Annotated in this window: 14 protein-coding genes; 5 read left to right on the forward strand and 9 right to left on the reverse strand. The window is 71.3% G+C overall.

What is annotated here, in order from left to right; all coding sequences use genetic code 11:
- Window positions 1–2: 2 nt before the first annotated feature.
- Complete coding sequence (locus F6W97_RS17270) at window positions 3–842, reverse strand: potassium channel family protein (RefSeq protein ID WP_155371380.1); 840 nt, start codon at window positions 840–842, stop codon at window positions 3–5.
- Window positions 843–931: 89 nt separating this feature from the next.
- On the opposite strand from F6W97_RS17270, the gene F6W97_RS40150 reads away from it, so the two are divergent.
- Window positions 932–1078, forward strand: coding sequence for a hypothetical protein (locus F6W97_RS40150; protein WP_196279199.1), 147 nt, complete (start codon window positions 932–934; stop codon window positions 1076–1078).
- Window positions 1079–1163: 85 nt separating this feature from the next.
- Window positions 1164–2354, forward strand: a complete 1191-nt coding sequence (gene dinB / locus F6W97_RS17275) for a DNA polymerase IV (protein WP_155371381.1) — start codon at window positions 1164–1166, stop codon at window positions 2352–2354.
- Between the two features lie 6 nt (window positions 2355–2360).
- Here the strand turns inward: dinB and F6W97_RS17280 are convergent, their stop codons facing one another.
- Window positions 2361–2978, reverse strand: coding sequence for an MBL fold metallo-hydrolase (locus F6W97_RS17280; RefSeq protein WP_155371382.1), 618 nt, complete (start codon window positions 2976–2978; stop codon window positions 2361–2363).
- A gap of 2 nt (window positions 2979–2980) precedes the next feature.
- Window positions 2981–3346 carry a VOC family protein gene (locus F6W97_RS17285; protein WP_155371383.1) on the reverse strand — a complete coding sequence of 122 codons (366 nt, stop codon included), beginning with the start codon at window positions 3344–3346 and terminating at the stop codon, window positions 2981–2983.
- A 201-nt stretch (window positions 3347–3547) separates the two neighbouring features.
- Here F6W97_RS17285 and F6W97_RS17290 point away from each other — a divergent pair, with 201 nt between their 5' ends.
- Window positions 3548–3820 carry a DUF305 domain-containing protein gene (locus F6W97_RS17290; protein ID WP_196279194.1) on the forward strand — a complete coding sequence of 91 codons (273 nt, stop codon included), beginning with the start codon at window positions 3548–3550 and terminating at the stop codon, window positions 3818–3820.
- A gap of 252 nt (window positions 3821–4072) precedes the next feature.
- Window positions 4073–4519, forward strand: coding sequence for a hypothetical protein (locus F6W97_RS17295; protein ID WP_155371385.1), 447 nt, complete (start codon window positions 4073–4075; stop codon window positions 4517–4519).
- A 92-nt stretch (window positions 4520–4611) separates the two neighbouring features.
- On the opposite strand, the gene F6W97_RS17300 is transcribed toward F6W97_RS17295, so the two are convergent.
- On the reverse strand, window positions 4612–5580 hold the full coding sequence (locus F6W97_RS17300; protein ID WP_155371386.1) for a helix-turn-helix transcriptional regulator: 969 nt from the start codon (window positions 5578–5580) through the stop codon (window positions 4612–4614).
- 64 nt (window positions 5581–5644) lie between these two features.
- On the opposite strand from F6W97_RS17300, the gene F6W97_RS17305 reads away from it, so the two are divergent.
- Entirely contained in the window at window positions 5645–6106 is a 462-nt protein-coding gene (locus F6W97_RS17305; protein ID WP_155371387.1) for a hypothetical protein, read from the forward strand.
- Between the two features lie 88 nt (window positions 6107–6194).
- Here F6W97_RS17305 and F6W97_RS17310 read toward each other — a convergent pair whose 3' ends face one another.
- The 5 genes from F6W97_RS17310 to F6W97_RS17330 form a co-directional block, all read right to left on the reverse strand.
- The gene (locus F6W97_RS17310) at window positions 6195–7058 is read right to left on the reverse strand and encodes a sugar phosphate isomerase/epimerase family protein (protein ID WP_155371388.1); all 864 of its coding nucleotides are present in this window, start codon (window positions 7056–7058) and stop codon (window positions 6195–6197) included.
- 72 nt (window positions 7059–7130) lie between these two features.
- Window positions 7131–8315 carry a substrate-binding domain-containing protein gene (locus F6W97_RS17315; protein ID WP_155371389.1) on the reverse strand — a complete coding sequence of 395 codons (1185 nt, stop codon included), beginning with the start codon at window positions 8313–8315 and terminating at the stop codon, window positions 7131–7133.
- A 70-nt stretch (window positions 8316–8385) separates the two neighbouring features.
- Complete coding sequence (locus tag F6W97_RS17320) at window positions 8386–9390, reverse strand: ABC transporter permease (protein WP_155371390.1); 1005 nt, start codon at window positions 9388–9390, stop codon at window positions 8386–8388.
- 64 nt (window positions 9391–9454) lie between these two features.
- Window positions 9455–10459, reverse strand: a complete 1005-nt coding sequence (locus tag F6W97_RS17325; protein ID WP_155371391.1) for an ABC transporter permease — start codon at window positions 10457–10459, stop codon at window positions 9455–9457.
- Window positions 10460–10523: 64 nt separating this feature from the next.
- The gene (locus F6W97_RS17330; RefSeq protein WP_230686755.1) at window positions 10524–12041 is read right to left on the reverse strand and encodes a sugar ABC transporter ATP-binding protein; all 1518 of its coding nucleotides are present in this window, start codon (window positions 12039–12041) and stop codon (window positions 10524–10526) included.
- Between the last annotated feature and the right edge of the window lie 131 nt (window positions 12042–12172).

The following is a 12172-nucleotide window of genomic DNA, read 5'->3' on the forward strand; positions in this document are numbered from 1 at the left end:
ATTCATTCGGGGGCGGCGCCCGGCGTGGGAGTGTCGCCCGGCGCGAGGTGACGGGTGAGCACGGCCAGCTGCTCGCGCAGGCCGGCGAGTTCCTTCACCTCCGCACGGAGGAGCGCGAGTTCGGCGAGCACCGGCTCGTTCGGTGTTCCCGGATCTGGCCCGGCGTCTTCAGGTTCAAGGCCGAAGAAGCTGGCGAGAGATCCGGCGAGCAGGCCCAGCAGCGCGACGCCCATGAACATGACGGCCGTCCCGTCGATCCGGCCGGCGGTCGTGATGGGCACGATGTCGCCGTACCCCACGGTGGTCAGGGTGACCGTCGCCCACCAGATCGCGTCGCCGAAGGTGGCGAACTCCGGGTTGGTGGGGTGCTCCGCGTAGTAGGCCATGGCCCCGCCCACGAACAGGACCGCCAACGCGATGATCGCGACCCGCCCGAGCCGGGCGAAGAGCCGCCGGACGCCTTTGGTGGCCAGCAGCAGCCGGCTGAGCCTGGCCAGCCGCAGCACCACCACGATGCTGCCGCCGTGAGCGCCGGAGAGCAGGAACCACGGTGCGGTGAGGATCACGATCGCGAGGTCGAACTTGCCCAGGCGGGTGCCCAGGTAGTTCACGAGCAGCCGCTGATGCATGAAGAAGTCGGCGACGAACACCAGCCACGAGACGACGCCGATCAGGACCGCGACCCAGTTTCCCTGCTCGGGGGCGACGATCAGCGGCAGCACCGCGGACAGGATGATCGGGAGCCGGGCGAGGCGGTCGTATCTGGCCAACGCCGCCGTGGCCGCCGCGTCTCGCGGCTGTCCGCCTCGCGGGACCGCAGTTGCCTCCTCGGTCGGGTTCACCCCAGAGATCCTGCCCGTCCCGGCACGCCGCGCCCGGGAACCGGGCGACTGCGCCGCAGCGTGTTGCCGGCTGCGTACGCTGGCCGGACGTGACGAAGGTCGATCAGGAAGGCGGCGGCATGTCGCAGAACCGGCGGACGGTGGAGACCTGTCTCGAAGGTTTCCGCAGGAACGACCACGCGCAGATCCTGTCCTGCCTGACCGGCGACATCGAGTGGACCGTCTACGACGTCTGATCGCCGAGCGCCGGGCCTGGGTGATCGAACTCAAGGAGAACGACTACCGCTGACGCGGCTCGTACAGGTGTACTAAGCTGCGTGGATGACCAGCTCGGCGACGATCCTGCACGCGGATCTCGACTCGTTCTACGCCTCGGTGGAGCAGCGGGACTCCCCGCGGCTGCGGGGCCGTCCGATGCTCGTCGGCGCCGGGGTGGTGCTGGCTGCCAGCTACGAGGCCAAGGCGTACGGGGTGCGCACCGCGATGAGCGTGCGGGCCGCCCTGGCCCGGTGCCCGACGGCGATCGTGGTCCCGCCCCGCATGGCGGCGTACACCGAGGCCAGCCGGGCCGTGTTCGAGGTCTTCGACGACACCACGCCGATCGTCGAACCGCTGTCGATCGACGAGGCGTTCCTCGACGTCGCCGGGCTGCACCGGATCGCCGGCACGCCCGTGGCGATCGCCGCCCGGCTGCGTCAGGACGTGCTGGCACGAGTCGGCCTGCCGATCACCGTCGGGGTGGCCCGCACCAAGTTCCTGGCCAAGGTCGCCAGCCGCGTCGCGAAACCGGACGGGCTGCTCGCCGTCGAGCCCGCCGACGAACTCGCCTTTCTGCACCGGCTGCCGGTCGAGGTGCTCTGGGGCGTCGGCGAGGTCACCTCGGGAAAGCTGCACCAGCGCGGTATCCGTACCGTCGGGCAGGTGGCCCGGTTGGGCGAGGCCGCGCTGGTGTCGATGCTCGGCCAGGGCGCGGGCCGCCACCTGCACGCCCTCGCCCACAACCAGGATCCGCGGCCCGTCGTCACCGGGCGCCGCCGCGCCTCGATGGGAGCCCAGCGCGCACTGGGCCGCGGCCCGCACACCGTGGAGTTCCTGGAGGCCGCGCTCGCCGGGCTGGTCGAGCGGGTCACCCGCCGGATGCGCGGCGCGCAGCGGCCCGGCCGCACGGTGGTGCTGCGGCTGCGGTTCGCCGACTACACCCGGGCGACCCGCTCGTCGACCATGCCCAAGGCGACGTCGCAGACCCAGGCGGTGCTCGACACCGCCCGGGCTCTGCTCGCGACCGCGACGCCGCTGGTGGCCGAGCGCGGCCTGACGCTGATCGGCGTATCCGTGAGCAACCTGGACCGGACCGGCGACATCCAGCCCGAGCTGCCCTTCGACGACCTGCCCCGCGACGCGCTGGACACCGCCGTCGACGCGGTGCGCCGCCGTTTCGGCACCATGTCGCTGCAGCGCGGCACGCTGCTGGGCACCGACACGGGCCTGGTCATGCCGATGCTGCCCGACTGAGCGCTCCTAGAGGACGACGGTGTCGCCCAGCGGGATGCGGGTGTAGCCGATCCCCTCCTCGCCGCCCAGCCAGGCGTCGAACTGCCGCAGCCCGAGGTCGTTGAGCACCCCGTCGTGGATCGGGAACGCGCGGCGCGGCCGCACCGCCCGGGCGAACCGGATTGCGTCGCCGATCTTCAGCCACGGGCCGGCCGCCGGGATAAGCAGCGTCTCGACCGGCTCGGCGGGCACGAACAGCGAGTCGCCGGGGTGGTAGACGCCGTCGACGACGAAGCCGACGTTGGCACAGCCGGGCAGGCCGTCGATGATCTCGGCGTGCTCGCCGCCGACCGCACGCACCGTGAACCCGGCCGCGGTGAAGACCTCACCGGGGGAGACGGCCTGCACCCCGCCGCCCAGCTCCTCCGCGAGCTTGCGATGGGTGTGGACGGTCAGCTCCGGGTTGCGCTCGCGGGCCGCCCGGAGCAGGTCGAGATCGACGTGGTCGGCGTGCTCGTGCGTGACGAGCACAGCGGACACGCCGTCGAACGACACCGGCTCCGAGTAGACACCCGGGTCGATGAGCAGGGCCCGGTCGCCGTCCTCGAGGCGTACGCAGGCGTGGCCGTACTTGGTCAGCCGCATCTTCAGAACCCCCGCTCCGCCTGCGAGCGCAGCACGCAGAACTCGTTGCCCTCCGGGTCGGCGAGCACCGCCCAGCCGGTGCCGTCGGCGTTGCGGTGGTCGGCGGCCATGGTCGCGCCGAGGCCCACCACCCGCTCGACTTCCACATCGCGGGGCGTGTCCGACTGCAGGCACAGGTGCAGGCGGTTCTTGACCGCCTTGGGTTCGGGGACCCGCTGGAAGAACACGGTCTGTGCCGACGGCAGGTCGAACGCTGCCTCGTGGCCGTCGTCGAACACGACCTCGCTGTCGAAGACCTGTGCCCACCAGCGTGCGAGGGCGCCGGGATCGGCGGCGTCGAACGTGACGTTGCGGATTGTCGTCGTCATGCGGCCACTCTGTTGCCTCGACGGCGGCACCGTCAAACGAGATGCGACGGGGCGGTCGGGCCACGCGGCCATCGTATGACCCGGCAAATGCTCCGAAATGGTAACAAGCCGTCTGGTAAGACCACACGGTGGTCGGAGATTCGCAACCGATCATCGGAGGATGCCACGGCCTCGCCCGGTGCCCTTCCCTCGCTGCCGGCGATGCCGACGGCCGCCCCTGGCGCGATGCCGTCGCTGCCCGCCATGCCCGACGCCGCCGAACTGCAGGGCCTCAGCGGCGAGCAGTTCGACAACCGGATCGTCGAGCTCTTCTCGGCCAATCACGAGGGCCTGCTCGGCTCCGTCACCGCCGAACTGGCCAACGGCGTCGACCCCACCGTCAAGGGCATCGCCGACCAGCTCAAAGTCACCGCCGACACTGAACAACAACAGCTCGAGACCCTGACCGGCCCCACGCCGACACCCACCCGCTGACCGACACGTGAAGCCGGCGCCCTTCCAGCACCGCAGCGGCAGAGCAAAGCCTTGCGGCGGTTGAGCATTTCCACGGTCGCGCCGGCTTGGCGCATTCGTCGGCTGGACATCCCCGGTCGGCAGGCTGTTGACCCGGGCCCTCATGCTGGCCGCATGACAGAATGGACCGCAAGGAGCGCGGCCGCTGCGAGGGTCCTCCTGCGTGTCGCTGCGGCGTTCGCGGCTGGCGCCGTCGTGATCAGCTTGTACGTGGTGGCAACGGTCGACCTGGCCCTCGACCGGTACGTGGATCGACACCACAACATCAACGTCGAAGGCTGGCGTTTCGGCCCGTGGCTCGACGTGGTGGTCAACCTCGCCATCGTGACGGCGGGAGCGCTCGCCGTCGCGGTTCCGGCGCTGCTCCTGGCCCAGCGTGGCGGGCGTCCCGGTATCAGCACGGTCGCGGCTCTCGGGATCGGTGTGACGCTCATCGGACTGCCCTTGATGCCCTGGCTGATGTTCGACCCCGTGCTGGCGTACGAGGCACACGTGCACGCGGCGCAGGCCGGTGCGTACGGCTGGTGGTACTACCCGGCCCTGGCCGGTGCCGCGGTCCTTGCCGCCGCCTGCGTGCTCGGCGCCGTCGTGCTGGGGCGACGATCACCAGACCGGAGACGCCGCAGCGCCTCCGCGCCCGGCCCGGAGGCGTCGTCCTAGAGACTGATCAACATAAGGCGCTGATGCTACGTGAAGCAGAACTCGTCGCCCTCTCGGTCAGCTCGGCGTGCCGAGCTGACCGAGAGGGGCCGTCACAGCGGGCGGGGCGCGGCCGCGTACACACGGGCCAGTTCCTTGACCGTGGCGGTGATGCGTTCGCGCAGCGACGCCGGTTCCAGCACCTCGACCTGCGTGCCCAGGCGCAGGAACTGCATCTCCGCGTGGCTGTCTGTCTCGATCGGCACCCGTGCCAGGATCCAGCCGTCCGGTTGCGGCTCACCGGCCGCGGCGGCGTCGGCGACGGCCCGGCCCATCACGTGCGGCAGCAGTTCCAGGGCGGCGGGGGACAGGCGCACCAGCGCCTCGCCGCGGACCAGCCGGGCCCGGAAGTCGGTGATGTGCCCGTGCCAGTGCGCCGCCAGGTCGAACCCCTCCGGCCAGGTGAAATCCTCCGGCAGCACGGTCAGCTCACGGATCTGGCTGACCCGGAACGTGCGCACACCCCGGGCCGCGCGGGCCACCAGATACCACTTGCCCGCCTTCAGGACCAGCCCGTACGGCTCCAGCCGGTGTTCGGCGGGGCCGGTCCAGTTCTCATAGCGGACGGCCAGGGCGTGCTGGTGCCATACCGCGTCGGCGAGGGTGGCGAGGTGCTCGGAGCTGTCGCCGTCCTCGTACCAGCCGGGGGTGTCGAGGTGGAAACGCTGCCGCATGCGGGCGGACCGCTCGCGCAGCGCGTCCGGCAGCGCGGCGGCGAGCTTGAGCTGCGCGGCGGCCACCGCCTCGGCCAGGCCGAGGTCTGCCGCGACGCCCGGCAGCTCCGCGAAGACCAGGCCGCGGGCCTCGGCGGCGGTGAGTCCGGTCAGCTGGGTGCGGTAGCCGTCGACCAGCCCGTAGCCGGCGGCGTCGCCGTAGACGGGGATGCCCGCGGTGCCCAGCGCCTGCATGTCCCGGTAGATGGTGCGGGCCGACACCTCCAGCTCGCCGGCCAGCTGGTGCGCGGTCTGGCGGCCGCGGCTCTGCAGCAGCAGGACGATGGAGAGCAGTCGGTCGGCGCGCATGTCCGGAAGTCTGCCGCCGGGCACTGACAGAACATGTCAGGGGTACGGCCCTAGCGTCCTCGGCATGACGAACACTGATTTCGACTTCCTCGCCGGCACGTGGGACAGCGTGCAGCGCCGCCTGGTCAAGGTCCTGGTGGGTTCCGACGAGTGGTACGAGTTCGACGCGACCCTGGACTGCCAGGTGCTGCTTGACGGGACCGGCGTCCTGGACGTGCTCCGCGCCCCGGAGCGCGGGTACGAGGGCATCGCTCTGCGCCTGTTCCACCCCGAGGAGCAGACGTGGCGGATCTGGTGGGCTTCGAAGAACACCGGTGGCCTGCTCGACGAGCCGGTCGTGGGTCGCTTCGACGGCGCCGTCGGCACTTTCGAGTGCGACGACACCTGGGAGGGCACGCCGATCCGGGTCCGCTACCAGTGGTCGCAGACCGACACCGACCACCCGCACTGGGAGCAGTCCTTCTCCACCGACGACGGCGCGACCTGGGAAGTCAACTGGACTGCCGACTTCACCCGTCGCGCCTGAGCCGTCCCGGCGTGGCAGCATGATCGCTGTTTCGTGTCAAAAGCTGTGGTCTGACCTCACTTTCTGACACGAAACAGCGATCATCACCTCAGGTGAGGAGGGCGGCGGTCACCTGGCGGAGGTAGGCGAGGCCGGAGGTGGCCAGGTCGTCCTGGGTGGGGGCGAGGGGGCGCCAGATGGCGGCGGCGATCGCGATGGCCTCATTGTCGCCGGTGAAGGATTCGATGCAGATGGGGCCGCGGTAGCCGGTGGCGGCCAGCGCGCCGAGCCAGCGCGGCCAGTCGAGGTGGTCGCGGCCGGGTGCGCCGCGGTCGCTGCCGGAGACCTGCACGTGCACGATACGCGGCCCGGCCAGGGTGACCGCGGCGTACGGATCGGACTCCTCGATGTTCATGTGGTAGCTGTCGAGCATGATCCCGACGTTGCCGGGCAGCCCGTCGATCGCCTCCAGGGTCTGCGCCATGGTGTTGACGACCGAGGTCTCGTAGCGGTTCAGCGCCTCGATCCCGATCGCGACCCCGCGCTCGCCGGCGTACTCCGCGATCGGCTCCAATGCCGACCTCAGCTGCCGGTAGCAGTCCCGCCGTTCGTCGGCGGACATGCGCCAGAGCCGCCCGACGGCCGCGTAGACGGGCCCGCACACGCTGGGCGCGCCGAGCACGGCGGCCGCGTCGACCAGCCCGCGCAGGTAGTCCTGCGAGCCGCGTACGGTCTCGGCATCGGTGCAGACGAGGTCGCGGCCGGGCGGGGTGACGGCGAGCACCGAAGCGGCGCTCAGGCCGTGTTCGGCGAGCAGGTCGCGGACCTCGGCGGGGGACCAGTCGCCGGGATTCTCGACGGGGATCTCGATCGCGTCGAAGCCCCAGGCCGCGATGCGGGGGACGAGCTCACGCAGGGCGTGGTCGTCGACGGGTGAGGTCCAGATCCACGGGTTGGCTCCGACGGCGAACACGGCGCACCTCTTTCACTGGTGAGAAAGGCGGCCGCCCCGGGAGGAGGGCGGCCGCCGTGGTGAGGCAGGGGATTACTTGCCGCCCCAGTCCTTGGGGTAGCCGGGCAGGGTGGCGCAGCCGCACATGGCGTAGTGCAGCGGCGGCATGTCCGCCTGCACGTACTGGCTCAGGTTGTCGGAGGTGATGGTCGGCTGGGGCAGCTTCCAGGGGCTGGCCACGGCCTCGCCGTTGAGGATCTTCAGCGCGGCGATGACCGGGGTGCGCCACTGGTAGGTGGGGTAGGTCGGGGCGATCGCGGTGAGCTTCTTGTCCTGCCACATCTTGAGGAAGTCCTGCTGGTCCTCGCCGACGATGGCCGGGAACGGCTTGCCCGCGTCCTCGAACGCCTCGGCGGCCGCGACCGCGGTGGCGCCGGCGTCCATCCAGATGCCGTCGATGTCGCCGAAGCGCTGCAGGTAGTTGGTGACGATGGTCTTGGTCTTGGCCGCGTCGCCGTCGGTGAACTCGACGCCGACGACGTCCAGGTCGGACTTGTCGAAGACGACCTTCGCCGCGCCCCAGCGGGCTTCGAGCACGTCGACGCCCGGCAGGATGCGCAGCGCGAGGATCTTGCCCTTCGGCTTGACCTTCTCGACGAGGAACTCCGCGCCGGTCGCGCCGAACGCGTACCCGCCGATGGGGTTGATGAAGGTGACCGGGCACTTGGTGTTGACGCCGCGGTCGAACACGATGACCGGCACCTTCGCGCAGGCCTGCTCGACGGCCGGGGTCAGCGTCGCGGTGGTGTTCGGGGAGACGATGAGCGCGTCGCAGCCCTTGCCGAGCAGGTCGGTGATGTCGGAGATCTGCTTGTCGTCCTTGCTCTCCGCGTCGGCCACGGTGAACGTCTTGATCTCCGGGTGCAGCTTCACCTCGGCCTGCATGTTCTTGAAGCCGACCTGCCGCCACGGGTTGCCGACACCCGCGTTGGAGAAGCACAGGTGGTACGGGCCGGCCTTCTTGTACTTGGCGGTGTCCACCGTCTTAGGGTCGAGCGCCTGCTCCCACGGCTTGTCCGCGGGACCGGTGGCGGTCTTGGTACGCAGCGCCAGCTCGTTGTCGTGGTCGGCCTGGACGAAGAACTTCGACGTCTCGCCGGTGCCGGCCCCGCTGGGTCCGGCGCTGGGCGACGCGCCGGGCACGTCGCTGGTGCAGCCGACCACGCCCACCGCCACGGCGGTGCACACGGCCAGCAGGAAGGGTGTGCTTCTCCTCATGCGCGTTCCTCTCGGTTGCAGATCAGGGCGGTGCAGTCAGGCGGTGCAGTGGGCGGTGCAGTGGGGCGGTTCAGGTGCGGCGGCGCAGCGTGCCGACGGCGACGGCGGCGAGGATGATCAGGCCCTGCACGGCGGAACTGAGCGCGCCGGAGACGCCGAGCAGGTTGAGCAGCGTGAGCAGGGTCTGCAGGGTGAGCGCGCCGAGCATGGCGCCGGCGACCGAGCCGCGCCCGCCGCCGAGCACCACCCCGCCGAGCACGACGGCGGTGATGGCGGTGAACTCCAGTCCCTGCCCGACCTGGAAGGACACCCCGCCGAAGCCACCGAGCAGGATCGCCGCGACGGCCGCGAGCAGGCCGCTGGCCAGGAACGCGATGGTGCGCACCCGGGCGGTGCGGGCCCCGGTGACGCGGGCCGCGCGCGGGTTGTCGCCGACGGCGAGCAGCACCTTGCCGAAGTCCGACCGCATCGCCAGCACGGCGAGGACCGCGACCCCGGACAGGACCAGCACCGCGTACGGCAGCTGCCCCAGCACCGGCACGCCGTCGATGCCGCGGCGGCCGAACATCCGGAACTCCTCCGACAGCGCCCCGCGCGGGGAGCCGCCGGTCCAGGTGTAGACCGCGCCGACGAGGACCAGGTACATGCCGAGGGTGGTGATGAACGAGGGCACCTGCAGCAGCGTGGTGACCAGGCCGTTGACCAGGCCGATGAGCAGGCCGAAGCCGAGCAGTAGCGCGATGACGGGCCAGGTCGCGGCCGGGTCGCCGTCGATGAGCCGAGCGGCGATGACGACCTCGGCGGTGACCAGGGAGCCGACCGACAGGTCGAAGTCGCCCGCGACGATGACGAAGTACTGCCCGGCGGCCAGGATGATCAGCGGGGCGGCGCGTTTGAGGAAGGCCAGCAGCACGGGTGGGTCGTAGAAGTCGGGCTGGCGGATGCCGACCGCGATCAGCAGCAGCGCCAGGATGATCAGCACGGGCCGGATGCTGCCCACGCCCCAGCCGCTGCGCCCGCCGCCGCCCAGTCCGGATGCCACGGCCGGGGCCGGGGTTGCCAGTTCGGTGCTCATGCCTTCTCCTCGCTGCGCTCGCCGGCGGCGTCGCCACGCCCACCGATTCGCTCGCGGTGCTCGCTCATGCCACGGCCGCCTTCCGCCGGTCGGAGGTGCGGCGCAGGCGCAGCGCGTACACCGCGACCGCGGCGACGATGACCACGCCGCGCACCATCTGCTTGAAGAAGGAGTCCACTTCGAGCTGGTTGAACACGCCGTCGATGACGGCCAGCAGCAGCACCCCGCCGACGGTGCCGGTGACCCCGCCGCGGCCGCCGGCGAGCACGGTGCCGCCGAGCACGACGGCGGCGATCGACTCCAGGTCGTAGCCGCCCTCCGCGCCGACCCGCGGCGCGCCGGCCCCCAGGCGGCTGGCCAGGTAGAGCCCGGCGATGCCGGCGCACAGTGAGCAGATGACGTGGGTGCGGATCAGCACCCGGTCGGTGCGCACCCCGGACAGCCGGGCCACGTCGAGGTCGCCGCCGGTCGCGATGAGGTGGTGGCCGTAGCGGGTGCTGCGCAGCGTGAACCAGACCGCGGCGGCCACCGCTGCGAACAGCAGGAACGACAGCGGCACGGGCCCGAGGCGGTCGTAGCCCAGGTGCTGGAAGGAGACGGGCACGCTGCCTGCCGGTCCGGCGTACCCCTGCTCCAGGTAGCCCTTGATGAGCAGCCCGACGCCGAGGGTGGCGATGAACGCGTTGATCCGCAGCTTGGTGATCAGCAGACCGTTGACCAGCCCGATCACGGCGGAGACGACCAGCACGAGCAGGATCGCCGGCAGCACCATGCCGTCGGAGCCGGCCATCGTCTCGGCGGCGACCAGCGAGGTCAGGCTGATCACGTACGCCACGGACAGGTCCAGCGAGCCGGCGAGGATGGCGATGGTCTGCCCGACCGCGACGATGCCCAGCCCGGCGGCACGCTGCAGCAGGCTGATCGTGCTGGATTCGCTGAACAGCGAGCCGCCGTCGAGGGCGACCAGCGTGCCGCCGACGATCAGCGCCACGGCGAGGGCGGGCCATACGCCGTTGGTGGCGTCCAGGCCCGGCAGCCGCAACCGGGCGCGCAGCGTTTCCGTGCTCATGCCTTCTCCTCGCTGCGCTCGTCGGCGGCATCATCGAACTTGCTGATTCGCTCGCCGCGCTCGCTCATGCGGGCACCTCCGTGCTCGTGGCGGCCCCGGTGGCCAGGCCCATCACGGCTTCCTCGCTCGCCCCGGCGGGCAGCTCGCCGGCGATCGCGCCGTCCCGCATGACGACGATGCGGTCGCTCATCCCGATCAGCTCCGGCAGCTCGGACGAGATCATCAGCACCGCGGCGCCGTCGTCGGCGAGCCTGCGGATCAGGTCGTGGATGGCGGCCTTCGCGCCGACGTCGATGCCGCGGGTGGGCTCGTCGAACAGCAGCACGCGCGGTTTCATCGCCAGCCAGCGGGCCAGGATCACCTTCTGCTGGTTGCCTCCGGACAGGTAGCGGATCTCCTGACCGGTGCCCGCGGCGTGCACCTCGACGGCGTCCAGCAGCTCGCGCACGGTGGTGGTGCGGGCCGCGCGGGCGAACCAGCGCGGCTGCACGGCACGTTGGGCCAGCAGGGCGTTGTCGAGCACCGACTGGCTGAGCGCGAGGCCCTCGCCTTTGCGGTCCTCGGTGACGTACGCGATCCCGGCCCGTACGGCCTGCCGGGGTGAGCGCACCCGCACCGGCACGCCGTCGAGCAGCATCTGCCCGGTGCGGAAGCCGTCGATGCCGAACACGGCACGGGCCAGCGCGGAGCGTCCGGAGCCCTGCAGCCCGCCGATGCCTAGCACCTCGCCGGAGCGCAGTTCGAGGTCGACCGGGCGCAGCCGGCCGTTCCCGGCGGCGGCCAGCTGCAGCCGGGCCGCGCCGGCGCTGCCGGGTGCGGCACGCTCGGGGAAGTAGTGCGACAGCTCGCGGCCGACCATGTGCCGGACCAGGGTGTCCGGGGTGGCCTCGGCGGTGTCGAGGGTGGTCACCCGGCGGCCGTCCTTGAGCACGGTGATCCGGCCGGACAGGTCGAAGACCTCGGTGAGCCGGTGCGACACGTAGAGGATGCCGATGCCGCGCTGCTGCAACCGGCGGACCAGGTTGTAGAGCAGCTCGACCTCGTGCTCGGCCAGCGAGGCGGTGGGCTCGTCCATGATGAGCACCCGCGCGTCCAGCGCGAGCGCCTTGACGATCTCGACCACCTGCTGCTGGGCGACGCCGAGCCGGCCGACCCTGGTCTGCGGGGCGATGGCGGTCTCGCCGACGCCCGCCAGCAGCTCGGCGGTGCGGGCGTGCATGGCCCGGCGGTCGACCAGGCCGCGGCGCAGCGGTTCGCGGCCGAGGAAGACGTTCTCGGCGACGGTGCGCTCCGGGAGGAGGTTGAACTCCTGGTGGATGATGCCGATCCCGGCGGCCTGCGCGGCGCGGGGATGGGGCAGCGTCACCGGCTTGCCGGAAAGCTCCAGGGTGCCCGCGTCGGGCTGGTACACCCCGCTGGCGATCTTCATCAGGGTTGACTTGCCGGCGCCGTTCTCGCCGACCAGCGCGTGCACCTGTCCGGGGTGCAGGTCGAGGTCGACGTCGTCGAGCACGCGTACCCCGAAGAACGCCTTGCCGACCCCGCGCATCCGCAGCAGGGGCTGGTCGCTGTCTGGCTGCACCGCACCTCCTCGATCGATCAGTTCGGTTGAGGCCGGAGGCTTCCGCACTTTCGTTGGCGCAGCAAGAACTTTTGCTGTCCTGATCGGAAGTCTTGGCGTCGGACGTTAAACGTTGACGCTCGATCTAGCAA

The sequence above is a fragment of the Catellatospora vulcania genome (genome assembly GCF_009720385.1).
GTDB lineage: Bacteria > Actinomycetota > Actinomycetes > Mycobacteriales > Micromonosporaceae > Catellatospora > Catellatospora vulcania.

Excerpts from the sequence above, each read along its gene's own strand:
- dinB (WP_155371381.1), top strand. The coding sequence starts at position 1,164 with ATGACCAGCTCGGCGACGATCCTGCACGCGGATCTCGACTCGTTCTAC.
- F6W97_RS17280 (WP_155371382.1), bottom strand. The coding sequence starts at position 2,978 with ATGCGGCTGACCAAGTACGGCCACGCCTGCGTACGCCTCGAGGACGGC.
- F6W97_RS17285 (WP_155371383.1), bottom strand. The coding sequence starts at position 3,346 with ATGACGACGACAATCCGCAACGTCACGTTCGACGCCGCCGATCCCGGC.
- F6W97_RS17290 (WP_196279194.1), top strand. The coding sequence starts at position 3,548 with ATGCCGACGGCCGCCCCTGGCGCGATGCCGTCGCTGCCCGCCATGCCC.
- F6W97_RS17300 (WP_155371386.1), bottom strand. The coding sequence starts at position 5,580 with ATGCGCGCCGACCGACTGCTCTCCATCGTCCTGCTGCTGCAGAGCCGC.
- F6W97_RS17305 (WP_155371387.1), top strand. The coding sequence starts at position 5,645 with ATGACGAACACTGATTTCGACTTCCTCGCCGGCACGTGGGACAGCGTG.
- F6W97_RS17315 (WP_155371389.1), bottom strand. The coding sequence starts at position 8,315 with ATGAGGAGAAGCACACCCTTCCTGCTGGCCGTGTGCACCGCCGTGGCG.
- F6W97_RS17320 (WP_155371390.1), bottom strand. The coding sequence starts at position 9,390 with ATGAGCACCGAACTGGCAACCCCGGCCCCGGCCGTGGCATCCGGACTG.
- F6W97_RS17325 (WP_155371391.1), bottom strand. The coding sequence starts at position 10,459 with ATGAGCACGGAAACGCTGCGCGCCCGGTTGCGGCTGCCGGGCCTGGAC.